This is a genomic window from Sphingomonas sp. LY29 (assembly GCF_035593985.1).
In the GTDB taxonomy this organism is placed as follows: Bacteria; Pseudomonadota; Alphaproteobacteria; order Sphingomonadales; family Sphingomonadaceae; genus Sphingomicrobium.
Genome location: NZ_CP141587.1, coordinates 1,953,456 through 1,977,888 on the forward strand (window position 1 = coordinate 1,953,456; position 24,433 = coordinate 1,977,888).

The window sequence follows — 24,433 nt, forward strand, 5'->3', positions numbered from 1 at the left end:
GGCGATGGACAATCTGGTGACCACCGATTGGCTGGCAAGGAATCTCGACCAGCCCGATCTTGCCATCGTCGACGCCAGCTATTTCATGGCGGCAGACGGTCGCGATGCAGCCGCCGAGTTCCAGATGGCGCACATTCCGGGCGCCCGCTTCTTCGACATTGGCACGATCGCCGATCCGGCTCGTCCGGCGATGCACATGCTACCCTCGGCCAACGACTTCGGCGCGGCGATGATCGCGCTCGGCGTCGGCCGCGACGATCGGATCGTGGTCTATGACAACAGCCCGCTGCGATCCTCCGCGCGGGCGTGGTTTATGTTGCGGCACTATGGCGCGGACCGCGTCGCGATTCTCGACGGCGGCCTGGCCAAGTGGAAGGTGGAAGGGCGGCCGCTGGAGAGCGGTCCGGCGAAGCCCCGCGCTACGCGGTTCGACGCACGGGCGGCGCCGGGCGAGGTCCTCGACCTGTCGGCCATGCGCGAAGGCCTGAACATTCCTGTGCTCGACGCGCGCGGCAGGGCCCGCTTCGAAGGCACTGAACCCGATCCGCGCCCGGGCGTCGCCGACGGCCACATCCCGGGATCGCGCAACCTGCCCTACGCCTCGCTCTATCGGGAGGACGGCACGTTCAAGTCCGACGACGAATTGCGCCGCCTCTTTGCGGAGGCGCGGATCGACCCCGAGCAGCCCTTCGTCGCCACCTGCGGATCCGGGGTCACCGCCAACTCTCTGCTGTTCGCGGCGCGGCGCCTCGGCGGGAGAGAGGGCAAGCTCTACGACGGAAGCTGGAGCGAATGGGGCGCCGATCCGGCGACGCCCAAGGCCAAGGGCCCGGCCTAGAGGCTGAACAGCTGGTCGATCGAATCGACCTCGCGATCAAGCTCGCTCCGCAGGCGTTCCACAGCGGCCGGGTTCGCCTTGTGCGCGGCCAGTGCTTCTAGTCCCGCGGCGGCGGCGGCTGCAGTGCGCGCGGATCGTGTATCGAAACAACGGCGACGCGCGGGCGTGGCGACCGGCCACGCGGCGGCAAGCTTGGCCTCGGCCATCGACTCGCTCGGCTCCATCCCCGCAACCTGCTCGACGCACGCCAGCGCCTGACGGATCGATGCCAGCCGGGCGATCGCCTCGGCGTAGGGGCCGGGCGCCTCGACGGCGTCGATCGGACGCGCGTCCGACTCGGGAAGGAAGTGGATCATCGCGCCGGTTTGACACGGCGCGGTAAACGACGCGTAAATCAGGCCGCGGAAGCGGTCTCGATGTCGCGCAGGATCCAGCCGCGCTGCGGGATCGTCTCGATGAACTCCGCCCCGCTCGATGCCGAGCGCAGCTTCTTGCGAAGCTTGGAGATGAACACGTCGATGATCTTGGGCTGCGGCTGATCGTCGGCGCGGCGATATAGATGCTTGAGCAGCATCTGCCGCGTCACGACGTTGTTGCGCGCGAACGCGAGCAGTTCGAGCACGCGATATTCCATCTCGGTGATGCCGATCGGATGGCCGTCGATGCGGATCAGCCGCTGGACCGGATCGACCGCGAGGCGCCCGCCGCACAGCGTTTCGGGCAATTCGCTGCCGTTCGCCTTGAGGCTGTCGAGCAGGCGCGACGCGGCCTCCTCATTGTCCTCAGGCGACAGGCGGACCGGCGAGCCGAGCAGCAGTTGCTGCACTTCGCCAAGGCTGCGATGCGCCTCTTCGACCAGGCGCGAGCCTTCTTCGAAGCGGCGGCGCGAACGGTCGAGCATCGCCTCGATCTCGACCAGGCGCGTGGATAGATTGTCCGAGCTCATATCTTCCCTCCCCCTGTGCGCGCTTACTGCTGCGGGGTTTGTGCGGACGCCTGGCTGCCGTCGCCCTCTGGCGCGGAGATGATCGTCTGCGTCGACTGCCCCTTGTCGACGACGCGCGTTTCGGGATCGCCCGCGGTCGAACGAACGCCGAGCGCGGCGCGGTCGCGGCCGGCGCTGTCGAGCAGCGAACTTTCGGTCGCGCTGCGCGGGGCGGGGCCGCCGAAGAGGGCTTCGATTGCCTGCGTCTGCGCATCGCTCGCGGTCAGGCTGACGGTGCCGGCGACCGGCGGGGTCAGGCTGTAGTCGGGCGGGATCACCAGCGGGGCGTTCCGCGCGACCGCGAATTCGTCCAGCGAGGCACGCTGTCCTGACAGGACGCCGCAGCCGGCCAGCAGCAGGGCGGGGGCGAGGAGGGCTAGAGCCTTACGCATGTTCATTCGTTCCTTCAGGTGCTGGGCTTCGCGTCGAATCGTCACGGACGAAAAAGGCGCGGAGCAGCAAGATCGCGACGCCGATGCTAATCGCCGCATCGGCGACATTAAAGACATAAAAGGGGCGAAACGAGCCAAAATGCAGATCGAGGAAGTCGGCGACATAGCCGAACCGCACTCGATCGACGATATTTCCAAGCGCCCCGCCCAGCACCAGCGCCAGGCAAAGCTGGTCGCCGCGTTTGTTTTCGCGGGTGATCCACCACGCCACGCCGGCCGCAATTGCCGCGGTCGCGGCCACCAGCAACCAGCGGTGCGTGTCGTTCTGCGCCTGCGCCATGCCCAGGCTGATCCCGCGATTTTCGACCCAGGTCAGCGCGAAGATCGGCGCGATCTCGATCTGCCCGCGCGACTGCAGCGCCAGCGGACCGATCACGATCCACTTGGTCACCTGGTCGACCACGAACACGATCAGCGCCAGCACATAAGCGGCGGTCCGATTAGCCATTTACGACCTCCTCACAACGCGCGCACAGGTCGCCGTCTTCCACCACTTCGGGCAGGTGCCGCCAGCAGCGCCCGCACTTGTGAAGTTCCGACTTGGTCACGGTCAATGCATCACTCTTTCGCACCGGCCCGGTGATGAACAGTTCGGCGAGATCCGCCGACAGGTCTGCGTCGGGCACCGTTACTTCGACCTGCAAGCTCGATCCGACGACCTTGTCGCGGCGCAACGGCTCGATCGCCTCGGTCACCGCCGTGCGCAGTGCGCGCAGCGCCGCCCAGTCCGACTTGCTTTCGGCCACCGCCGGAACCTCCGGCCACTCGAGCAGGTGCACGCTGCCCCCCTCGGGATAGCGCGTGCCCCACACTTCCTCGCTCGTGAACACCAGCACCGGCGCGGCCCAGCGCACCAGCGCATGGAACAGCGTGTCGAGCACGGTGCGATAGGACCGCCGCTTCAGGCTGTCCGCCGCGTCGCAGTAGAGGTTGTCCTTGCGGATATCGAAGAAGAAGGCGCTCAGATCCTCGTTGCAGAAGTCGGCGAGCGCGCGGACGTAATCGTTAAAGTCATACGCTTCGACCGCGGTCCGCAGCCGCCCGTCGAGCGCGCTCAGCACGGACAACATGTAGCGCTCGAGCTCAGGCATCTCCTCGACAGCGACGCGTTCTGCATCGCTGAACCCGTCGAGCGCGCCGAGCAGGTAGCGGAAGGTGTTGCGCAGCTTGCGATACTGGTCGCTCACCCCGGCCAGGATTTCCTTGCCGATGCGGTGGTCCTCGGTGAAATCGACCGACAGCGCCCACAGGCGCAGGATGTCCGCGCCGGTGTCGCGCATCAGGTCGAGCGGGCTGATCGTGTTGCCCAGGCTCTTGGACATCTTCATGCCCTTGGCGTCCATCGTGAAGCCGTGGGTCAGCACCGCGTCATAGGGCGCGCGGCCGCGCGTGCCGCAGCTTTCCAGCAGGCTCGACTGGAACCAGCCGCGATGCTGGTCGGACCCCTCGAGATAGAGGTCGGCGGGCCAGCGCTGATCGGGCCAGGTCCCACTCTCCAGCGTGAAAACATGGGTGCAACCGCTGTCGAACCACACGTCGAGAATATCGGTGACGCGTTCGTAATCGTCGGGATTGCGGCCTTCCCCGAGATACTCGGCGGCGCGCTCGTCGGTCCAGGCGTCCACGCCTTGCGCCCGGATCGCCTCGACGATGCGCGCATTGACCGCGGCATCGACCAGCGGCTTTTGCGTTGTGCGCTCGACGAACAGCGCGATCGGAACGCCCCACGCGCGCTGGCGGCTGATCACCCAGTCGGGACGGCCCTCGACCATCGACCGGATGCGGTTCTCGCCCTTTTCGGGCACCCAGCGCGTGTCGGCGATCGCGCGCAGCGCCAGCTGTCGCAGCGTCGGACCTTGCCCCAGCGCGCCGCCCTCGTCGTCCCAGCGCTTCTCGGCGAAGGTCTCGCAATGTTCGTCGGACAGCGGGCGGTCCATGCCGATGAACCACTGCGGGGTGCAGCGATAAATGACCTTGGCCTTCGATCGCCACGAATGCGGATAGCTGTGCTTATAGTCCGCACTTGCCGCGAGCAGGCCGCCGCTGTCGCGAAGGTCGCTGCAGATCGGCCCGTCGGGGGCGTTGAACTTGGGATTGATGACGCTGCCCTGGCCGCCGAGCCAGCCCCAGTCCTCGCGATACTTGCCGTCGCCCTCGACCGCGAACACCGGATCGATGCCGTGCGCCTTGCACAGGTCGAAATCGTCCTCGCCATGGTCGGGCGACATGTGGACGAGGCCGGTGCCGCTGTCGGTGGTGACGAAATCGCCGGGCAGAAACGGGCGCGGCTTGGCAAAAAAGCCTCCGAAGTGGTGCATCGGGTGACGGGCGATTGTGCCGGCGAGGTCGGAGCCATGATGAAAGCTGTCGATACTCCAGATTCCGCCGAGCACTGGATCGTTACCCCGGATCAACATGTCCGAGCGGTTTTGAAACGCTCCGACCAGCTCGTTGGCGATTAGAAAACGGCCGAGGGTGTTGCCGTCGTGATCGCTGCAAGAAATAAGGCTGTAATCAACCTCCGGCCCGTAAGCGATCGCCTGGTTGACCGGAATCGTCCACGGCGTCGTCGTCCAGATCACAGCGTGCGCGCCGACCAGTTCCGGGATCGGACTCTCGACGATCTCGAACGCCACGTCGATCTGGGTCGACGTGATGTCTTCATATTCGATCTCGGCTTCGGCCAGCGCGGTCTTTTCGACCGGGGACCACATCACCGGCTTGGCGCCGCGATACAGCTGGCCGCTCTCCGCGAACTTCATCAGTTCCGAAACGATGGTCGCCTCGGCGCCATAGTTCATCGTCAGATAGGGCTTGTCCCACTGGCCGGTGATGCCCAGCCGCTTGAACTGCTCGCGCTGCACGTCGACCCATTGTTGCGCATAGGCGCGGCACTCGGCGCGGAACTCGGGCAGCGGCACCTCGTCCTTGTTGCGCTTCTTCTTGCGATACTGCTCCTCGACCTTCCACTCGATCGGAAGCCCGTGACAGTCCCAGCCGGGCACGTAGGGCGCGTCCTTGCCCAGCAACGTCTGGGTGCGGACGACCATGTCCTTCAGCACCTTGTTCAGCGTGTGGCCGATATGAATGTCGCCGTTGGCGTAGGGCGGACCGTCGTGAAGGATGAATTTCTCGCGGCCCGCGCGCGCGGCGCGCACCTGGCCGTAAAGGTCCGCCGCTTCCCAGCGGGCAAGGATCGCCGGCTCCTTCTGCGGCAGGCCGGCCTTCATCGGAAAGTCGGTCTTCGGCAGGAAGACGGTGTGGCGCCAGTCCGGCTTTGCGGAAACGTCGGGCTTTTGTGGGGTGTCGGACATTGCGCGCGGCCTTAGGCGAGCGGGTCGCGGGCGGCAAGCAAGCGTCGCGCGGTGCTCGCGTCCGCCTCGATCTGGCGCGACAGGGCGTCGAGGCTGTCGAACGACGCTTCGCCGCGGATTCGATGGTGGAGCGCGACCTCGATCGTGCGGCCGTAGAGATCACCGTCGAAATCGAACAGATAGGCTTCCAGCAATTCCTTGGGCGGATCGAACATCGGGCGGATGCCAAGGTTGGCGACCCCGTCATGCTCGCTGCCGTCGTCGAGGCGGACGCGCACTGCGTAGATGCCGTAGGCCGGGCGCTGGTAGGGGCCAAGCTCGACATTGGCGGTCGGCCAGCCGAGCTCGCGTCCGCGCTTGTCGCCGTGAATCACGACGCCTTCGACCGCGAAGGGGCGCGTCAGCAGGCGGGTCGCGGTCGCGGGGTCGCCCTCGCTCAGCGCCCGCCGGATCCGGCTCGACGACACCGTCTCGCCGTCCAGCCGCACGGGGGCGACCGTCTCCGCGACGATGCCGAGGTCCGCGCCCCATTCGCGAAGCCGCTCGATGTTGCCGCCGCGCCTGGCGCCGAAGGTAAAGTCTTCGCCGGTGACGACTGCCGACACGCCGATCCGCTTCGCCAGCAATTCGCCGACGAAATCCTCCGCCGTCGTCGCGGCCAGTGCGGCATCGAAGCCGAACACCAGCATCGCGTCGGCGCCCGCGCCCGCGAACAGCCGCTCGCGCTGGTCCAGACTCGTCAGCCGGAAGGGCGGCGCGTCGGGACGGAAGTGTCTGACCGGATGCGGATCGAACGTGGCGACGATCACCGGCCGCCGCTCGTGCGCGCCGCGCTGGACCGCGCGGCCGACGACGGCTTGGTGGCCAAGGTGGAAGCCATCGAAATTGCCAAGCGCCAGCACGGCGCCGCGCAGCGCGTCGGGAATGGCCGTGTCGAGGGTCAGGCGCTGCATGTCACGCCTGCGATAACGGCAATCGGTTGCAAGTCCAGACGCTTGACTCTGCGCCTCCGCGACCATAGATGGCGCCTATCCCGATTTCGGCTGACCGGCGGTGCACCTGTGCGCGCGCCGTTTTTTCGTTACCGGGCTCATCGCTTTGAGATGGGACAGTCGGGTGCCCGCCGTCCCGTGGAGCTAGGAGAATATCTTTCATGGCACGTATTGCGGGCGTCAACCTGCCCACCAACAAGCGCGTGGTGATCGCGCTGACTTACATCCACGGCATTGGCCCGGCCAAAGCCAAGGAAATCACCGAAAAGCTGTCGATCGCCGCCGAGCGCCGCGTCCAGGACCTCAGCGACCAGGAAGTGCTGCACATCCGTGAGGCGATCGATGCCGACTACACCGTCGAAGGCGACCTTCGCCGCCAGACGGCGATGAACATCAAGCGGTTGATGGACCTCGCCTGCTATCGCGGTCTTCGCCATCGTAAGGGCCTGCCTGTCCGCGGCCAGCGCACGCATACCAATGCGCGCACCCGCAAGGGCAAGGCCAAGCCGATCGCCGGTAAGAAGAAGTAACATCCAAGTGGTCGTCCAGAGGACGATCGCGAGACGTTACTCCTTAAGCTTTTAGGATTTCCAATATGGCACAAGCACCTCAGCGCCTTCGCCGTCGCGAGCGCAAGAACATCACTTCCGGCGTCGCGCACGTGAACGCCAGCTTCAACAACACGATGATCACCATCACCGACGCCCAGGGCAACGCGATCGCGTGGAGCTCGGCCGGCACGATGGGCTTCAAGGGCAGCCGCAAGTCGACTCCCTACGCCGCGCAGGTCGCCGCCGAAGACGCGGGCCGCAAGGCCGCGGAACATGGCGTTCGCACCCTCGAGGTCGAAGTGAAGGGCCCAGGTTCGGGTCGTGAAAGCGCGCTTCGTGCGCTGCAGTCGGTCGGTTTCCAGATCACCTCGATCCGCGACGTGACCCCGATCCCGCACAACGGCGTCCGCCCGTCCAAGCGCCGCCGCGTCTGATCTTCCGGCCGAAGGGATCCTTCGGCCGAGATCGGACAAGACAAGTTACACATTAGGGGTGTGGCGGGACGCCGCTGCCCCCGCTGCCGAGGAAAAATATATGGCCGTCAACGCGAAGAATTGGCAGGAACTGAAGAAGCCCAACGCGCTGGAGCGCAAGCAGGGCAACGATCATCGCCGCAAGGCGTCGTTCGTGGCCGAGCCGCTCGAGCGCGGGTTCGGCATGACGCTCGGCAACTCGCTGCGCCGCGTGCTCCTCTCGTCGCTGCAGGGCGCCGCGGTCACCTCGATCAAGATCGAGGGCGTGCTGCACGAATTCTCGAGCCTTGCCGGGGTTCGCGAGGACGTCACCGACATCATCCTCAACGTCAAGCAGATCGCGCTCAAGATGGAAGGCGAGGGCGCCAAGCGCCTGCAGCTCAGCGCCACGGGCCCGGGCGAAGTCACCGCCGGCCAGATCGCGACCACGGGCGACATCGAAGTCACCAATCCCGACCTGGTGCTGTGCCACCTCGACGACGGCGCGACGCTCAACATGGAGCTGACCGCCGACATCGGAAAGGGCTACGTCCCCGCCGCGGCCAACCGTCCGGCCGATGCGCCGATCGGCCTGATCCCGGTCGACAGCCTGTACAGCCCGGTGAAGCAGGTCGCCTACAAGGTGGAAAACACCCGCGTCGGCCAGGAACTGGACTATGACAAGCTGACGCTGACGATCGACACCGACGGCACGGTCACCCCAGAAGACGCGCTGGGCTATGCCGCGCGCATCCTCCAGGACCAGCTGCAGCTGTTCGTCCACTTCGACGACAGTCAGGTTCGCTCGGCCCCGCCGACCGGCCTGACCGGTGGCGTCTCGCCGCTGGCCGGAACGCCGGAAGCGACCAGCGCCGACACCAACCAGCTCAACCGCTACCTTCTCAAGAAGGTGGACGAGCTGGAACTGTCGGTCCGCAGCGCAAACTGCCTGAAGAACGACAACATCATCTACATCGGGGACCTGGTCCAGAAGACCGAGGCCGAGATGCTCCGCACGCCGAACTTCGGCCGCAAGAGCCTCAACGAGATCAAGGAAGTCCTTGCCTCGATGGGCCTGCGCCTCGGCATGGACATCCCCGGCTGGCCGCCGGAAAACATCGAAGAGATGGCGAAGAAGCTCGAGCAAGAATTGCTCGGCTAAGCGTCACGCTTCGGATGAAAAGACTGAGGGCCGTCCCGCAAGGGGCGGCCCTTTTCTTTTGGTCGAAGCGGCATGCAATAGCCGCTCTCAACCCTTGGTGTACTCTATCTAGCTTACGTCATTTAAAAGTCTTCAACTTCCCACGCATCGAACAGTCTGGTTGCATCGACAAACGGATGGGCCTTGATCAGCGACAAATCGGCCGCGAGCTCGTCGCGAAGGATGTCAATCTCGTGTCGGGCCTGGATACCCAACCATTGCTCAGCCGCCACCCCTGTCGACTTCTCGAACCGCAAGGCGGTCGCTGGAGAGACTCGGGATTTGCCATGCAAGATATAGTGCATCTGCGGGCGGCTGATGCCGGCGGCGTCGGCAAATTGCCCCGGCGGCAACTGAAAGGCACTGAGGGAGCGGTAGTCCGTATCGGCACCTATGCGCATGAGCCGGTGACAAGATCCTTTCGCCTTGAGCGGTTGATCGACGGCTAACGTCTGACTTCGCTGATTGCAGGGGCAATCACCTTTAGGCCTGCCTCGCGGCTTGGATGGTTTGCGTCGTTGAAAAGGTCGAGTGGGCGACCATAAGCGCAGAAGCGTCTGGAGAGGTCGATGACCGTCACATCATCGACCGGAACTTTGGCACTTGGACAGGCCCAAGTCGGAAGCGGGCGGCCAATGCGCTGATTGATCGCCGCAGCCCACGGCACGTCCCTCCCGGGTTCTGGGATGCCGGCAAGGACGATGACTTCCCGGCCGGACGCCTGAAGCTGGCGGACCACATCGCCGACAGAGGTCCACATCGCGTTCCCGCCATTGCGTGCATGGGATGCCCAATAGGAAGAGAGTATTACGGTTCGGATCGTCGGATCGTTCAGGACGCGTTTGAGGGTCGCTTTGTTTCGGTCTCGGCAATTTGCGGGATCGCGACCGACCATCGTGGAATTGGTCCAGCCTGACGTCGGGACGCAGCTGTTCGTTGAGATGACGAGGCCGGTACGATCAAGGCCAAGCCCGACGCCTTCAGACAAAGCGGCGGCGTGGCTGTCGCCCCACAAGACAAAGGACGGCTTGCCAGAAGGGCCGATAGCGCATCGCTGATCGATCTGGTCGAGAGGCGCATCGACGCAGCTTATGGCGAGCGGGGCGAAGTCAGCCTTCTTGTTCGCAAGCGCGAGTACTTGCGGCGTGAAACGCTGTGGCAGCCCTGCGGTGAGGACTGGCAGCAAAGCGATCGCCGCAACGAGAACGGCGCCCGCCGCCGCGCCGGTCGCGACCCTACGATAGGGGATTGAACGGTCCCGCACCGGCGTTTCAATCCACCGATATGAAGCGGCGGCAAGGGCGAACGATAGCACGATACCCAACAGCGCGAATGGCACCGACAAGGTCGTGTCCGCCTGCCAATGTCGAAGGAAGGCAAACACCGGCCAGTGCCAGAGGTAAAGCGAATAGCTGACGTTGCCGACCCAGACGAAATACTTGTTCCCGATCACTTGATTGACCGGGTTGCCTTCACCGGCTGCGATGACGAGCAAGGCGCCGACCGCGGGAATGGCTGCAATCCAACCCGGGAATGCGCTGGCCTTTGTGATGAATAGCGTGGCGCTGACCAACATCGCCACGCCGATCGCAGAAGCTGGCACCGCGAAGCGCTGCGGAATCGAGAACACGCCGACCGCCAGCATGGCGCCAAGCATCAATTCCCACGCACGGGTCGGTAGAAGGTAGAACGTAGCAGAAGGCGACGTCGCGGTGCCGAAGATACAGAGGGCAAACGAGATCGCCGCGATGAGCACGACGGTCGGGCGAATGACCTTCAGGCGCTCCGCGACTATCAGAACGACCGGGAAGAACAGGTAGAATTGCTCTTCGACGCCGAGCGACCAAGTATGCAGCAGCGGGGTTACTTGCTCACCGAGGGCGAAATAACCCGCCTCTCGCCAGAAGAAGACGTTGGGGATCATGACGATGGCGGCGACCGCCGACTTGCCCAGCTGGATAATCTCCCACGGCAGGAGAAGGGCATAACCGACGCCTAGCGTGGCGGCGAGAACGACAAGCAGCGCAGGGGCGATGCGACGAACCCGCCGCTCGTAAAACCGGGCAAAGCTGAAGGTGCCGCTCGCGACCTCACGGTGAATGATCGACGAGATCAGGAAGCCGGAGATAACGAAGAACGTATCGACGCCGGTGAAGCCCCCCGGCAGGCCCGGAAGCCCGGAGTGGAACCACACCACCGGCAGAATGGCCAAGGCTCTCAGGCCATCAATATCTAAACGGTGGGGACGCTTCACCAGCGCGCCTTAGCAATGCGCTCACGGCCTGGCGACCCGATCAACACAAGGAAAAAGAGACACCCGACCCGTGTGGGTGGAAAACCGACATGGTGGACATGATCGGTGCCGCATCAAGAAGCCAGAGATTGGCGCCTGTCCTACACGAACCAAATCGGTTAAGCGGCTCCGCATCGAGGAGAGGCGGGGATGGCGATGCGGGAGCCGCGGTGGGTGCGGGTGTTCTTGAAAGCTTTAAGCGAGGTCGGGACGGTGCGGCTGGCGGCGGAGCGGGCGGGGGTGGACTTTTCGACTGCCTACGCCCGACGCCGGCGGCATCCGGACTTCGCCGCCGCTTGGGATGCGGCCTTGGCGGGACGCAAGGGTGATGCGGTGGGCACGGACGTCTTGGAGGCGCCTCGCTCTGCGCGTGGCGGGGAAAGCGATGCGCTTGTCGTCCGGCCCGACGGCAAGATGGTGCGGGCGGGCGCGGGGCGCTGGTCGGTGGCGCGGGAGCGGCGCTTCCTGACCGAACTGGCGTCGAGCGCCAACGTGCGGCGGGCGGCGATGGCGGCGGGGGTGTCGACCGCGGCGCTCTATGCGCGGCGGCTGAAGCATGGGGGCTTCCGCGCCGCGTGGGACCTGGCGATCGACGCGGGCAAGGCGCGGCTCCACGCCTATCTGATCGAAGCGGCCGACCGGACCTTCGATCCCGCGTCGCTGCCGATCCCGAGCGATGGCCCTCGCGTGAGCGTGTCGGAGGCGGTGAGAATCCTGCGGCTGAAGGGGGTCGAGCCGGCGGCGCAGCGCGAGGCGTCGGCGGCGGTGTCGGCCGAGGAGCATGAGGCGGCGATCGAGCGGATCATCGAAAAGCTGGGGCGCTTGCGCGAGCGGACCGAGCGCGAGCGGCGTGAGGCGGGGTGGAGCGAGCAGGACGGGGAATGGATTCCACCGGGCTGGGTGAGGGCCGACTCCGCGGCGGACGCTTGACTTTCGGGCGCGTTTGGGGCTTGAGGCGCGCTCTCCCAACAGAGACGGTCATGCGCAGCCGCCGATGAGTGCTGCGTGGCCGGGGTTACCTTATACGGACCCCCGACGAACAAAGGAATGAATCCATGCGCCATCGCGTTGGCCATCGTAAGCTTCAGCGGACCTCGAGCCACCGGACCGCGCTGTTCCGGAACATGGCGGCGGCGCTGATCAAGCACGAGCAGATCACCACCACCACCGCCAAGGCGAAGGAGCTTCGCCCCTATGTCGAGAAGCTGATCACGCTGGCGAAGAAGGGCGGCCTGTCGAACCGCCGCCTGGCGCATTCGCGGCTTCTGGACGACGCGCAGCTGGTCAAGCTGTTCGACGTGCTGGCCGAGCGTTATGCGGGCCGCGAGGGTGGTTACACCCGCATCATCAAGGCCGGCATCCGCAAGAACGACGCCGCCGCGATCTCGATCATCGAACTGGTCGACCGCGACGTCAGCGCCAAGGGCCAGGATTCGGGCCCGGTGATGATCGAGGAAGAGGTCGAAGCGTAAGCTTTTCGACTTCATCTCAAGAAAAAATGGCCCGCGCGCTTCGGCTCGCGGGCCTTTTTTTATGCGTTTTCGGGATGCCCAAGTGTTCGTGCACGGAGGAGAAGTGGCGGGCAAGATGAACGGGAGGCGCGTTTCCAGTTCAGTTTCAATGCACCGAATCAGGTCCAAGGTCGTTGCACACCAAGACGACTATATTTGACTTGGCCTTTTTTCAGGAGCCACCCCATGAAGACTTTCTCGATCCTTACCGGCGCTGCCGGTCTTGCAGCCCTTGTGGCGGCGGCTTCGCCCGCGGCGGCGCAGCAGTATCCGTACGGCTATCCGCAGCAGCAGCCGCAGGGCGGCGTGATCGGCGCGATCATCAATTCGGTGACCGGCGGCGGCTACGGCCAGTATCCGCAGGGCAATTACGGATATCAGCAGGTCGGCGAGCGCCAGCTGGTCGCGCAGTGCGCCGCGGCGGCCGAGCAACGCCTGAACGTGCAGTATCGCGGCAACGGGTACGGCAACGGCTATAACGGTTACCAGAACGGCTATGGCGCCAACAACGGCTATCCGCAGCAGGCCGGCGGTCGCGTCCTGGGCATCACCAATGTCGAGCGTCGCGGGAACGGCGGGCTTCGCATCACCGGCGTCGCGACGTCGGGCCAGATCTATGCCCAGCCGAACCAGGGGTATTACGGCCAGCGCCAGCAGGTCCAGCAGGTCGCGGACATCCGCTTCACCTGCCAGGTCAACCGCAACGGCCAGGTGAGCAACGTTCGCCTGAACCGCAACCAGGCGGCGCAGTATCGCGGCTACTAAGCCGGGACACGACCAGATGAAGGAGGGTGCGGGTCGTCATGGCCCGCACCCTTTTTCGTGCGAGGTAAGCGATTGCGAATGGCGCGGGCGATGCTACTCCTTGGCGCATAAGAACTTTCCGGAGAGCTTTTTCGATGCGTATTGCCCTGTCGCTGACTGCCGTCCTGCTCACGTCCGCCTGCGCGACAGTGCCTGCGCCGCCGCCGCCGCCCGAACTGGCCGCCGCCGAGGCCGCCGCCGCCGAACCCGTACAGGAGAGCCGCATTACCTATCCGACGACGCGCCGCACCGATCTTGTCGAACCCCAGTTCGGAGTGAACGTCGCCGACCCCTATCGCTGGCTCGAGAACGACGTTCGCAACGATCCCGAGGTCCGCCAGTGGGTGACGGGGCAGAATGAGATCACCAACCAGTATCTGGCGAGCCTGCCGCTGCGCGACGCGTTCAAGGCGCGGATGACCGAGCTTTATGATTTCGAGCGCTTCGGGGTGCCGCGCAAGGAAGGCGGGCGGTATTTCTACAGCCGCAACAACGGGCTTCAGAACCAGTCGGTGCTGTATGTGCGCGATACCGTGAACGGCGAGGGCCGGGTGCTGATCGATCCCAACGGCTGGTCGGCCGACGGTGCGACCGCGCTGGCCGAGTGGACCCCGAGCGACGACGGCAAGCTGCTGGCCTATGCCGTGCAGGACGGCGGGACCGACTGGCGCAGCGTCAAGGTGCTCGACGTGACGACCGGCCAGCTTCGCACCGACGAGCTAAAGTGGCTGAAGTTCGGTGGCGGGGTCGATTGGGCGAAGGACGGTTCGGGCTTTTATTACTCGCGCTTTCCCGAGCCCGAGGCGAGCCAGACGTTCCAGGCGACCAGCCTCAACCAGCGCGTCTATTTCCACAAGCTGGGCACGCCGCAGAGCGCCGACCGGCTGGTCTATGCGACGCCCGAGCATCCCGAATATGGCCATGGCGCGACGATCAGCGAGGACGGCAAGTGGCTGGTCGTGACGACCTCGGTCGGGACCGACGATCGTTATGAAGTGACGCTGATCGACCTGACCAAGCCCAATTCAAAACCGCGTACGCTGGTGAAGGGCTTCACCAACAATTATTCCTACGCCGGCAACCAGGGCAACCGCTTCTACTTCGTCACCAACGACGGGGCGCCGAAGCTGAAGCTGGTCGCGATGGACGTCGGGCAGGCGAACCCGAAGCCGGTGACGCTGATCCCCGAGGACCAGGCGACGCTCGACGGCGTGTCGCTGGTCGGCGGGCGGATCGTCGCGAGCTACCTGGTCGACGCGAAGACCGAGGTGCGCACCTATGGCATGGACGGGCAACTGGTCCGCAAGGTCGCGCTGCCGGGCATCGGCACCGCGTCGGGCTTCGGCGGCGACATGAAGGACCGCGAGACCTTCTTCGCCTTCACCAGCTTCAACCGGCCGACGACCATCTATCGCTATGACGTGGAAAGCGGGCAGGCGAGCGAATGGGCGGCGCCCAAGGTCGCGTTCAATCCCGACGACTATACGGTCGAGCAGCGCTTCTACGCGTCGAAGGACGGCACGCGCGTGCCGATGTTCATCGTCCGCAAGGCGGGCACCAGCGGCCCGGCGCCGACGCTGCTCTACGGCTATGGCGGGTTCAACGTCTCGCTGACGCCAAGCTTCTCGCCGACGCGCTTGGCATGGCTGGAAAAGGGCGGCGTGTTCGCGCTCGCGAACCTTCGCGGTGGGGGCGAATATGGCAAAGCGTGGCACGACGCCGGCCGCCTCGCCAACAAGCAGAACGTGTTCGACGACTTCATTGCCGCGGGCGAATATCTGAAGGCGCAGGGGATCGCGGGGCCGAACCAGCTGGCGATCAGCGGCGGGTCGAACGGCGGCCTGCTGGTCGGCGCGGTGGTCAACCAGCGTCCCGACCTGTTCGCGGCGGCAAGCCCCGCGGTCGGCGTCATGGACATGCTGCGCTTCGACAAATTCACCGCCGGGCGCTATTGGGTCGACGATTACGGCTACCCGAACAAGGAAGCCGATTTCAAAGCGCAATACGCCTACTCGCCCTATCACAACATCAAGGGCGGCCGCGATTATCCGGCGATCCTGGTGACCACGGCGGACACCGACGACCGCGTCGTTCCGGGGCACAGCTTCAAGTACATCTCTGCGCTTCAGGCGGCCGAGGCGACCGGCAACAAGCCGCACCTGATCCGCATCGAGACGCGCGCGGGGCATGGATCGGGCAAGCCGACCACCAAGATCATCGAGGAAAGCGCCGACGTATACGCGTTCCTGGCGAAGTGGACCGGGATGGAGTGAGGACGAGGCCGGTCCCGGCGGTTGCGCCGGGGCCGGCCCGTTAACCTGTCTGAACGGCAGCAAACCGCCAATTCAGGGCCGATGCAGCCTGAATCGCTTATTGAGCGTTACAGACCCGGAAAAAACGTCCGGGATATGGACGTATCGATAAGGAGAGAGCCGATGTCGGCGAAGAAGAACATTCTGATTGGCGCAGCGGGTTTCGCCGCGGCGATGGTCGTGGCCACTCCGGCAGCGGCTCAATATTATCCGCAGCCGCAGTATGGCTATCAGAACCAGGGCGGCGGCGTGCTTGGCGCGATCGTCAACCAGGTGCTGGGTTACGGCCGATACCCGTACGGCAATTATGGCTACCAGCAGTATGGTAACCAGAGCCAGGGCATCAACCAGTGTGCCGCTGTGGTCGAACAGCGCCTTCGCGGCGGTGGCTATGCCAATTACGGCGGCTATCGTTACCAGAATCAAGGCTACGGCGGACGCGTTCTTGGCGTCACCCGGGTCGAAGGCCGCAACAATGGCGGCGTGAAGGTCTGGGGCGTCGCAAGCTCGGGTAACACCGGTTACGACGGCTATCGTCGCAACAACTATGGCACCTATGGCTACAGCGCCGGCGCCGACCTTCGCTGGGACTGCACCGTCGACCGCTATGGTCGGGTCCGCAACGTCGATATCAATCGTCGCGCGGCTTACTATCGCGGTTACTAACGCCTGAAGCCTCCACGTTGGTGGACAGGGATGCGCGCGGGTCTTAGGGCTCGCGCGCATTCTCTTTGTGGAGCCCGTCACGCGCATGAGCCTGCCCACCGCCGATGCCATCCTGATCGTCGACTTCGGCAGCCAGGTCACCCAACTCATCGCCCGCCGTGTCCGCGAAGCCGGGGTCTATTGCGAGATTGCCCCGTTCCAGTCCGCCGAGGAGGCCTTCGAGCGACTGTCTCCCAAGGGCGTGATCCTGTCGGGATCGCCCGCCGGGGTCCCTGAGGAAAACAGCCCGCGCGCGCCGCAGCGGCTGTTCGACAGCGGCGTTCCGATCCTTGGCATCTGCTATGGCCAGCAGGTCATGAGCCACCAGCTGGGCGGGACCGTGGAGGCGGGCGACAGCGGCGAGTTCGGCCGCGCGTTCCTGACCGTGACCGAGCCATGCGCGTTGTTCGACGGCCTGTGGGCGGTCGGCGAGCGGCACCAAGTGTGGATGAGCCACGGCGACAAGGTCACCAACTTCGCGCCGGGCTTCAAGATCGTCGCGGTGAGTGACGGCGCGCCGTTCGCTGTCATCGCCGACGAGGAGCGGCGCTATTACGGTACCCAGTTCCATCCCGAGGTGGTGCACACGCCCGACGGCGCCAAGCTGCTCGCGAACTTCGTCACCAAGGTGTGTGGGGTCATCGGCGACTGGTCGATGGGCGCGTATCGCGAGGCCAAGATCCGCGACATTCGCGAACAGGTCGGCGCCGGGCGCGTCATCTGCGGCCTGTCTGGCGGCGTCGACAGCTCGGTCGCGGCGATCCTGATCCACGAGGCGATCGGCAGCCAGCTGACCTGCGTGTTCGTCGATCACGGGCTGCTTCGAATGAACGAGCGCGAGCAGGTCGAGACGCTGTTCCGCGATCATTACAACATCCCGCTGGTGGTGGTGGACGCCGAGGAACGGTTCCTTTCGGGGCTCGCGGGGGTCACCGATCCCGAGGCCAAGCGCAAGTTCATCGGCGGCGAGTTCATCGCGGTGTTCGAGGAGGAAGCGGCCAAGCTGGGCGGGGCCGAGTTCCTTGCGCAGGGGACGCTTTATCCCGACGTGATCGAGAGCGTTAGCTTCACCGGCGGGCCGTCGGTGACGATCAAGAGCCACCACAATGTCGGCGGGCTGCCAGAGCGGATGAACATGGCGCTGGTCGAGCCGCTTCGCGAATTGTTCAAGGACGAAGTGCGCGTGCTGGGCAAGGAGCTTGGCCTCGACGAGAAGTTCGTCGGGCGGCACCCCTTCCCGGGGCCGGGGCTGGCAATCCGCATTCCGGGCGAAGTGACCAAGGAACGGTGCGACATCCTGCGCAAGGCGGACGCGATCTACCTCGAGGAGATCCGCAATGCCGGACTGTACGATGCGATCTGGCAGGCCTTCGCGGTGCTGCTGCCGGTGCGCACGGTCGGCGTCATGGGCGATTATCGCACCTACGACAGCGTGTGTGGACTTCGCGCGGTCACCAGCGTCGACGGGATGACCGCCGACATCTACCCGTTCGACGCCGCCTTCCTGTCGGGCTGCGCGACGCGGATCATCAACGAGGTCAAGGGCATCAACCGCGTGGTCTACGACTACACGTCGAAGCCGCCCGGCACGATCGAATGGGAATGATCCGTGGCGGCCCGTCCGATCGGGGCGTATCGCTAGCGTCATTTTCCGCTAGGCGTTTGTAACCGATACGCTAGGTTGCCGTTCGCTCGGGGGAGTTGGCGGGGGGCGTCAAATGAGTGACCGTGTGCCGGCATTGATCGCAGCAGCGATCGTGGTGCCAATCCTTGGACTGATCTTGTGGTGGGGCGTGCGAAACCTGTTCCGGCAGGTGGGGAATGTCAGGACCACGATCGACGAGGAGCGCGACAAGCGGCGCGTCGAAGCGGAGGCGGACGCGCCCCAGGCATTTGGCCGCAAGCGGAGCCTCGACGCGGATCGGCTGCGCGATCAGGAAGCGATACCGTCCGCGGCGGGGCGGGGAATGGCGATGGGCCATTCGGTGACGCCCGCAGCTTCGGCCGAAACGCCAGCCAGTCCGACCGAGCCGCCGGTTCCGCCGATGGCATCGACGAGCCCAGCCGATTTTTTCAAGGAACAGGCGCGGATCCAGGACGATGCTCTGAAGGCCGAGTTGACGTCGCACGTCGACCGGCCTGTGCCGCCACTGACCTCGGCGGGCGCGGAGTCGATCGAGCGCGCCTCGAAGGCGCGGCTGGCGATCAAGCATGTTTTTCCGCCGCGGCATCCGCAGCGCAGCATGAGCTATTTCGGCGGGTTGCCGATCGTCCCGCAAAATTTCGACTGGCCGCTGGTCCACGATCGCAAAGGACTGCTGGAGCGGCTGACGTTCATGGCGCAGGTCGATTGCGCGGACATCCCGCCGGGACCGGGCCGCGACCTCTTGCCGGCCAAGGGCTTCCTCTATTTCTTCGCGCCGCTGTCGGACAATTTCGGTCCCGATGCCTGCCATTTCGTGACGCGATATCTGGCCAAGCCGGTGACCAAGACGTGGGAACCAACCGAAGGAGCTTTCTCCGCCAAGCTGCCGCCCAACGATCCGATCGACGAGACGTGGCGCGGGCGGCGCAACCACTTCGACCGGGTCGAGATCGATTTCGGCTGGATCGAGGAGCCGAGTGACGAGGAGGTCGCCGCGCGGCGCGACGAGGGCCATGCGTTCGAGGTGGCGGACATTGTCCGCAAGGAGAAGGAGGACGGCTTCTTCGGGCCGACGCCGGCCGAGAACAAACTGTTGTGGAGCAGCGAGGCGCCCAAGGACGCGGCATGGATTCCGTTTGCGAGCTTCCCCGCTAATTGGAAGACCCTGCGGATTCTGCATCGGTTCGTGCAATCGTATTATCTGGAGGAATCGGGGGACGTTACCGAGCGAGTGACGGCGCTTGGTGAGGTTGCCGACGACCATCCGGAGAAGGTGCGGCTGCAGGCGTTGCAGCGCGAGATCGGTGCAGTCGGCAGCAAGATGTTCGAACCGTTCAGTGGGGCAATCAACCTCAACAACAAGGACCATGACGCCCCGAGCGATGAGGAAAAGGGCAAGGTTCTGGCGTTCCTTGACGACATTCGCCTTCACGGCATTCCGTCGTCAAAGGCACGCCCATATCGCCACTTGTCGGTTCCGGGCGTGATCAACCGATGGATTCAGTCGGCAGCGGTGCACGGTGCCGAGGCCGGATTGAGCGACCCGGATGGTGCGGCGCTGATCCCCGCCGAGGTCATCGATGCGCTGGCGACCCGACATGCACCGCGCAAGCACCACATGCTAGGCAAAGGCGAGGTCGTGCAGGTCGCAGCCGACGAGATGAAGGATCGCTACATCCTGCTGATGCAGCTAGGGCCCGACCAGGCGCTCGACTGGCTGGTCGGGGAAATGGGGCCGCTCCAATATTGGATCACTCCCGAAGACCTCGCCGCCAAGAAGTTCGAGAACACGGTCCTGACGATCGAAGCATATTGAGAAGGTAAGAATCGGACGATGGTTACGCTGTACGGCATCCCCAATTGCGACACGGTGAAAAAGGCGCGCGCGTGGCTTGAATCGCGCGGGGTCAATTACGGGTTTCACGATTACAAGAAGGCCGGCGCCGACGCGGCGCTGTTGCAGCCGTGGGTTGATCGGCTGGGCTGGGAAGCGCTGCTCAACCGGTCGGGAACGACGTTCCGCAAGATGGACGAATCCGAACGCTCGAACATCGACGAGTCCAAGGCGATCGCGATGATGAGCGCGCAGCCCTCGCTGATCCGCCGCCCGGTGCTGGTTGCGGACGATGCATTGCTCGTCGGGTTCAAGGCGTCTGCGTACGAGGATGCCGGACTCGGCTGAGCCCTTGCCCTGCCGCCCCTTCGCGCGCAGTCTGCGCGGCGTCATGAGAAGGGGGCTTCGATGAGCGAGACGATAGAGGAAAACGCCGCGGTTTACGCGGGCGTGGTGCCGACGTGGTTTAAGGTTGCGGCGGTGGCGGCGGTGCTGTGGGAAGTGATCGGCTGCTTCATGTACGTCAGTCAGGTCACCGCCGACCCGGCGACCCTTCCGCTCGACCAGCGCGCAATGTGGGAAGCGGCGCCGACGTGGATGGTCGCAGCCTATGCGATCGCGGTGTGGGTCGGGCTGATCGGGGCGGTGCTGCTGTTGATGCGGCGGCGGCTGGCGGAGCCGGTGCTGCTGGTGTCGCTAGTCGCGGTGGTGGTGCAGTTTTCGGCGCTGCTGCTGGTGCCCGCGCTTCGCGACCGGACGCCGTCGGACGCGCTGCTGGGCCCGATCATCATCTTCGTCGTCTGCTATGGAATCTGGATGCTGTCGCGGATCGCACGCAAGCGCGGCTGGCTGCGGTAGAGGCATGAAAAAGGGCGCGCCGCGAACGGCGCGCCCTTCCTTTTCCAGCCCGATCAGAGCGGCTTGCGGGTCTTCTTGGTCTTGGTCGTCGACTTGGCCGTCGTGGCCTTCGCCGTCGTCGTCTTGGTGGCGTCTGTCGGGGTCGGCGCCAGCTCGTCGGTCTTCGCCGCAGGCGTGGCCGGGTCCGCCGGGGTCGCGGCCGTTGCCGGGACCGCGGGCATTGCCGCTGTGCCGGTGGCGGGGTCGGTCGGCACCGCCGGAGTGGCCGGCGTGGCCGCCGTCGCTGGCGAGGCCGGAGTGACGGGCGCGGCCGTCGGCCGCGTGGTCGGCCCCGTGGTCTGCGCCATCGCGGCGGTGGTTCCGAGCGCCAGCATGGCGGCGGTCAGAGCGAATTTCATGGTCTTCATCATCATGAGTTACCTTTCGAAGGATGAAGGCGCTCCGACCGGGGCCGGAGCAGGTGCAAGCGTCCTAGACCGCCCGATCCGTTAATGATTGCCGTTGTCGGCGGGGCGTTGGGCCTCCGGGGCTGGTTGCAGTGCAGCGAAACCGCTAGAAACAGCCTCATGTCCACCTTCACCATCGACAGCGCGACCAGCCGCGCTACCCCGACGCCGGTCCCTGGAAAGCGGATGACGGTCCCTTCGATCCGCGCGCGCAAGGTGGCCGACGGGACGGGGTATCGGACCGAGCAGCCGTTGGTGATGCTGACCGCCTACACCATGCGATACGCGCAGTTGCTCGACCCGCATTGCGAGATGCTGCTGGTCGGGGACAGCCTGGGGCAGGTGATCTATGGCCTGCCGTCGACGGTGCCGGTCAGCCTGGAGATGATGTGCGCGCATGGCGCGGCGGTGGTGCGCGGCAGCTGGCACGCGCTGGTCGCGGTCGACATGCCGTTCGGAAGCTATGAGGGATCGCCCGAGCAGGCGTTCGCGAGTGCGTCGCGGATCATGAAGGAAAGCGGCTGCGCGGCGGTCAAGCTGGAGGGCGGCGAGGCGATGGCCGAGACGATCGCGTTCCTGTCGGCGCGCGGAATCCCGGTCATCGGCCATGTCGGGCTGACCCCGCAGGCGGTGAACACGCTGGGCGGCTATGGCGCTCGCGGCAAGAGCGACGCGGAGGCGGCAAAGATCCTGTCGGACGCGCGCGCGGTCGCCGACGCGGGCGCTTTTTCGGTCGTGGTCGAAGGCGTGATGGAGAGGATCGCCGACACGGTCACTGCGGCGATTGCGGTGCCGGTGATCGGGATCGGCGCGTCGGCGCGCTGCGATGGGCAGGTGCTGGTGACCGAGGACATGCTCGGCCTGTTCGAGCGCACGCCGCGGTTCGTGAAGCGCTATGCCGACCTGGCCAGCGAGATCGGTGCAGCCGCCGGAAAATATGCGGGCGAAGTTCGCGAGCGCAGCTTCCCGACCGGCGAGCAGACTTATCGCCCGAAGGCTTGAATGGCCGCCCCCTTTGCCTTTCGCGCCACCCGCGCTAGAGCGGGCGCCGCCAGCTTCTGTTCATGCCCGGTCCGGGATGAAGGCGGCATGGCGCACCTGCCCATAAGTCGACGAGGAATGATTTGGCGCTGACCCCCGACACCGGTGAGAGCTTCGTTCGCGAAGTCGACGAGAACCTTCGCCGCGACCAGATGCGGGACACCGCCAAGCGGTACGGCACGTGGATCGTGATCGGCGTCGTCCTGTTCCTGATCGCGGTCGGGGGATATCTGTTCTGGCAGAACCGCCAGGCGAAGATCGCTTCCGAGCAGAGCGAAACGCTGTCGGCGGCGCTCGACAAGATCGGCAGCGGCAACACCAAGGGCGCGGTTGCCGAACTGACCCCGCTGTCCGATTCCAACAATGACATCGTCCGCGCCAGCGCGCTGCTGGGCCGGGCAAGCATGGCCGCCGAGCAGAATAATCGCGCCGAGGCCGCGCGCCTGTTCAACCAGGTCGCCGCCGACGAAAGCCTGCCGCAGGCGCTTCGAGACGTCGGCACGGTGCGCGCCGTCGCGACCGAATATGACCAGATGAAGCCCGACCAGGTGATTGCCAAGCTGGCCCCGCTAGCCAAGCCCGGGCAGCCGTTCTTCGGCACTGCGGGCGAGATGACCGCGATGGCGATGCTGGCCAAGAACGACCGGGCCGGGGCGGGGGCGCTATTCCAGCGCATCGCCGCCGACGCCCAAGTCCCCGAAACCATTCGCAGCCGCGCGGTGCAGATCGCCGGTTCGCTGGGGGTCGACGCCACCGCGTCGATGCCGGGCGATCCGTCCGCCGCCCCTGCGCTTTAGGAACCTGAACCGATATGCGCTCATCGAACCGACTCACGATCCTGTTGATCACGACCGCGCTGATGGCGGGCTGCAGCGGCGGACTGTTCAAGAAGAAGCCGCCGCCCAAGGTGGCGGGTGACCGGATCGCGGTGCTGGTCAACGAAGTCGACATCGCCGTCGATCCCGCGACCGCAGCACTGCCGATGGCGCTTCCGGCCGCGACCGAACTGGCGAGTTGGCCCCAGTCGGGCGGCAATGCCCGCAAGTCGGTCGGCCATGCCGCGCTTGGCCAGGCATTGAGCAGCGCGTGGACCGCGTCGATCGGCGCGGGCAGCAGCCGCACCGCGCGCCTCGGCGGCGGTCCGGTGGTCGATGGTGGCCGCGTGTTCACGATCGACACGCGCGGCGTGGTTCGCGCGTTCGACGCGGCGACCGGCGCCAGCGTGTGGCAGGCAAGCTTCGGCGATGCCGGCAAGAATGCCGCGTCATTGTTCGGCGGCGGTGTCGCGGCCGAGGGCGGTCGCGTCTATGCGACCAACGGGCTTGGCTATGTCGCGGCGCTCGACGCGGCGACCGGCGCGGCGGCGTGGACGGTTCGTCCGGGCGGCCCGCTGCGCGGGGAGCCGTCGGTCGACGGCGGCAACGTCTATGTCATGAGCCAGGACAACCAGCTCTACTCGCTGAAGGCCAGCGACGGATCGACCAACTGGTCGAGCGCCGCTGCACTGGAAATCGCGGGCGTGTCGGGGGCGGCGGCGCCGTCGATCGGCCAAGGCACGGTCATCGCTGGCTTCTCGTCGGGCGAGCTCAACGCCTATCGCTACGAAAACGGTCGCCAGGTGTGGCAGGATGCACTGTCGCGCACGTCGATCACGACCAGCGTGTCGAGCCTGTCGGACATCGATGCCGACGCGGTGATCGACAATGGCGTGGTCTACGCGATCGGGCAGGGCGGCCGCATGGTCGCGCTCGACCTGCTGTCGGGCCAGCGCATCTGGGAACTCAACTTCGCCGGCATCGCGACTCCCTGGGTCGCGGGCGATTGGCTGTTCGCGGTCAACGACCGGGCGCAGCTGCTCGCCATCGCGCGCGCCAACGGCAAGATCCGCTGGATCACCCAACTGCCGCGCTTCGAGAATGAGAAGAAGCGCTCGGGCCCGATCAGCTATGTCGGCCCGGTGCTGGCAGGCGACCGCCTCGTCATCGCCGGCAACAATGGCGCGCTGATCAACGTCGCGCCGATCGACGGGGCGATCCAGAGCCAGACGAGCGTCGGCGATGGCGTCAGCTTCCAGCCGGTGGTCGCGAACAACACGCTGTTCTTGCTGACCGACAGCGGGCGATTGATCGCCTACCGTTAAGGACATTCGCGAGTGGGACGGCGGCGTGGACAGGCTCCGCGCCGACCCCCCTCGCGCAA

Annotated in this window: 25 protein-coding genes; 16 read left to right on the forward strand and 9 right to left on the reverse strand. The window is 65.6% G+C overall.

From position 1 onward, the window contains the following. The first annotated feature begins 4 nt into the window (after positions 1–4). Entirely contained in the window at positions 5–838 is an 834-nt protein-coding gene (sseA, locus tag SH584_RS09895; RefSeq protein ID WP_324806754.1) for a 3-mercaptopyruvate sulfurtransferase, read from the forward strand. Here the strand turns inward: sseA and SH584_RS09900 are convergent. From SH584_RS09900 to SH584_RS09925, 6 genes are read right to left on the reverse strand one after another with little or no spacing between them, the layout of a single operon-like run. Continuing rightward, a complete protein-coding gene (locus tag SH584_RS09900) occupies positions 835–1,194 on the reverse strand; it encodes a hypothetical protein (protein WP_324806756.1) in 360 nt (119 codons plus the stop codon). The genes sseA and SH584_RS09900 overlap by 4 nt on opposite strands. Positions 1,195–1,232: 38 nt before the next feature. Further along, complete coding sequence (locus SH584_RS09905) at positions 1,233–1,784, reverse strand: winged helix-turn-helix domain-containing protein (RefSeq protein WP_322841313.1); 552 nt, start codon at positions 1,782–1,784, stop codon at positions 1,233–1,235. Positions 1,785–1,807: 23 nt separating this feature from the next. Beyond that, positions 1,808–2,215, reverse strand: coding sequence for a DUF3035 domain-containing protein (locus SH584_RS09910; protein WP_322841312.1), 408 nt, complete (start codon positions 2,213–2,215; stop codon positions 1,808–1,810). Further along, a complete protein-coding gene (gene lspA, locus SH584_RS09915; protein ID WP_324806759.1) occupies positions 2,208–2,723 on the reverse strand; it encodes a signal peptidase II in 516 nt (171 codons plus the stop codon). The genes SH584_RS09910 and lspA overlap by 8 nt, the downstream gene beginning before the upstream one ends. Continuing rightward, complete coding sequence (gene ileS / locus SH584_RS09920; protein ID WP_324806761.1) at positions 2,716–5,589, reverse strand: isoleucine--tRNA ligase; 2,874 nt, start codon at positions 5,587–5,589, stop codon at positions 2,716–2,718. The genes lspA and ileS overlap by 8 nt, the downstream gene beginning before the upstream one ends. A gap of 11 nt (positions 5,590–5,600) precedes the next feature. Continuing rightward, positions 5,601–6,542, reverse strand: a complete 942-nt coding sequence (locus tag SH584_RS09925) for a bifunctional riboflavin kinase/FAD synthetase (protein WP_324806763.1) — start codon at positions 6,540–6,542, stop codon at positions 5,601–5,603. 200 nt (positions 6,543–6,742) lie between these two features. Between SH584_RS09925 and rpsM the strand changes: the two genes are divergently transcribed. The 3 genes from rpsM to SH584_RS09940 all read left to right on the forward strand — a co-directional run bounded on the left by rpsM (position 6,743) and on the right by SH584_RS09940 (position 8,746). Next, entirely contained in the window at positions 6,743–7,111 is a 369-nt protein-coding gene (gene rpsM, locus SH584_RS09930; RefSeq protein ID WP_322841308.1) for a 30S ribosomal protein S13, read from the forward strand. Positions 7,112–7,176: 65 nt separating this feature from the next. After that, on the forward strand, positions 7,177–7,566 hold the full coding sequence (rpsK, locus tag SH584_RS09935; protein ID WP_322841307.1) for a 30S ribosomal protein S11: 390 nt from the start codon (positions 7,177–7,179) through the stop codon (positions 7,564–7,566). 100 nt (positions 7,567–7,666) lie between these two features. Then, positions 7,667–8,746 (forward strand): DNA-directed RNA polymerase subunit alpha, encoded by a 1,080-nt coding sequence (locus tag SH584_RS09940; protein WP_322841306.1) that lies wholly within the window; start codon positions 7,667–7,669, stop codon positions 8,744–8,746. A 122-nt stretch (positions 8,747–8,868) separates the two neighbouring features. Here the strand turns inward: SH584_RS09940 and SH584_RS09945 are convergent, their stop codons facing one another. Together SH584_RS09945 and SH584_RS09950 are read right to left on the reverse strand one after the other, a co-directional pair. Then, entirely contained in the window at positions 8,869–9,186 is a 318-nt protein-coding gene (locus SH584_RS09945; protein WP_324806767.1) for a helix-turn-helix transcriptional regulator, read from the reverse strand. 44 nt (positions 9,187–9,230) lie between these two features. Beyond that, positions 9,231–11,039, reverse strand: coding sequence for an acyltransferase family protein (locus SH584_RS09950; RefSeq protein ID WP_324806769.1), 1,809 nt, complete (start codon positions 11,037–11,039; stop codon positions 9,231–9,233). 225 nt (positions 11,040–11,264) lie between these two features. Between SH584_RS09950 and SH584_RS09955 the strand changes: the two genes are divergently transcribed. The 9 genes from SH584_RS09955 to SH584_RS09995 all read left to right on the forward strand — a co-directional run bounded on the left by SH584_RS09955 (position 11,265) and on the right by SH584_RS09995 (position 20,747). Beyond that, a complete protein-coding gene (locus tag SH584_RS09955; RefSeq protein WP_324806771.1) occupies positions 11,265–12,008 on the forward strand; it encodes a hypothetical protein in 744 nt (247 codons plus the stop codon). A 125-nt stretch (positions 12,009–12,133) separates the two neighbouring features. Beyond that, the gene (gene rplQ, locus SH584_RS09960; protein ID WP_322841302.1) at positions 12,134–12,550 is read left to right on the forward strand and encodes a 50S ribosomal protein L17; all 417 of its coding nucleotides are present in this window, start codon (positions 12,134–12,136) and stop codon (positions 12,548–12,550) included. 225 nt (positions 12,551–12,775) lie between these two features. Further along, positions 12,776–13,354 carry a hypothetical protein gene (locus SH584_RS09965; protein WP_324806772.1) on the forward strand — a complete coding sequence of 193 codons (579 nt, stop codon included), beginning with the start codon at positions 12,776–12,778 and terminating at the stop codon, positions 13,352–13,354. Between the two features lie 134 nt (positions 13,355–13,488). Further along, a complete protein-coding gene (locus tag SH584_RS09970; protein ID WP_324806773.1) occupies positions 13,489–15,666 on the forward strand; it encodes a prolyl oligopeptidase family serine peptidase in 2,178 nt (725 codons plus the stop codon). Between the two features lie 162 nt (positions 15,667–15,828). Then, the gene (locus SH584_RS09975; RefSeq protein WP_324806774.1) at positions 15,829–16,371 is read left to right on the forward strand and encodes a hypothetical protein; all 543 of its coding nucleotides are present in this window, start codon (positions 15,829–15,831) and stop codon (positions 16,369–16,371) included. An 85-nt stretch (positions 16,372–16,456) separates the two neighbouring features. After that, on the forward strand, positions 16,457–18,016 hold the full coding sequence (guaA, locus tag SH584_RS09980) for a glutamine-hydrolyzing GMP synthase (RefSeq protein WP_324806776.1): 1,560 nt from the start codon (positions 16,457–16,459) through the stop codon (positions 18,014–18,016). A gap of 112 nt (positions 18,017–18,128) precedes the next feature. Beyond that, a complete protein-coding gene (locus SH584_RS09985) occupies positions 18,129–19,871 on the forward strand; it encodes a DUF1963 domain-containing protein (protein ID WP_324806778.1) in 1,743 nt (580 codons plus the stop codon). A gap of 18 nt (positions 19,872–19,889) precedes the next feature. Next, entirely contained in the window at positions 19,890–20,237 is a 348-nt protein-coding gene (locus SH584_RS09990; RefSeq protein ID WP_322841296.1) for an ArsC family reductase, read from the forward strand. A gap of 60 nt (positions 20,238–20,297) precedes the next feature. Next, the gene (locus SH584_RS09995) at positions 20,298–20,747 is read left to right on the forward strand and encodes a hypothetical protein (protein ID WP_324806780.1); all 450 of its coding nucleotides are present in this window, start codon (positions 20,298–20,300) and stop codon (positions 20,745–20,747) included. Between the two features lie 53 nt (positions 20,748–20,800). Here the strand turns inward: SH584_RS09995 and SH584_RS10000 are convergent, their stop codons facing one another. Then, positions 20,801–21,157: a hypothetical protein gene (locus tag SH584_RS10000; protein WP_324806782.1), complete on the reverse strand. Its 357-nt coding sequence runs from the start codon at positions 21,155–21,157 to the stop codon at positions 20,801–20,803. Positions 21,158–21,313: 156 nt separating this feature from the next. On the opposite strand from SH584_RS10000, the gene panB reads away from it, so the two are divergent. The 3 genes from panB (at position 21,314) to SH584_RS10015 (ending at position 24,374) form a co-directional block, all read left to right on the forward strand. Beyond that, complete coding sequence (panB, locus tag SH584_RS10005; RefSeq protein ID WP_324806784.1) at positions 21,314–22,195, forward strand: 3-methyl-2-oxobutanoate hydroxymethyltransferase; 882 nt, start codon at positions 21,314–21,316, stop codon at positions 22,193–22,195. Between the two features lie 122 nt (positions 22,196–22,317). Then, complete coding sequence (locus tag SH584_RS10010; protein ID WP_324806785.1) at positions 22,318–23,031, forward strand: tetratricopeptide repeat protein; 714 nt, start codon at positions 22,318–22,320, stop codon at positions 23,029–23,031. Between the two features lie 14 nt (positions 23,032–23,045). After that, entirely contained in the window at positions 23,046–24,374 is a 1,329-nt protein-coding gene (locus SH584_RS10015) for an outer membrane protein assembly factor BamB family protein (protein WP_322841291.1), read from the forward strand. The last annotated feature ends 59 nt before the right edge of the window (positions 24,375–24,433 follow it).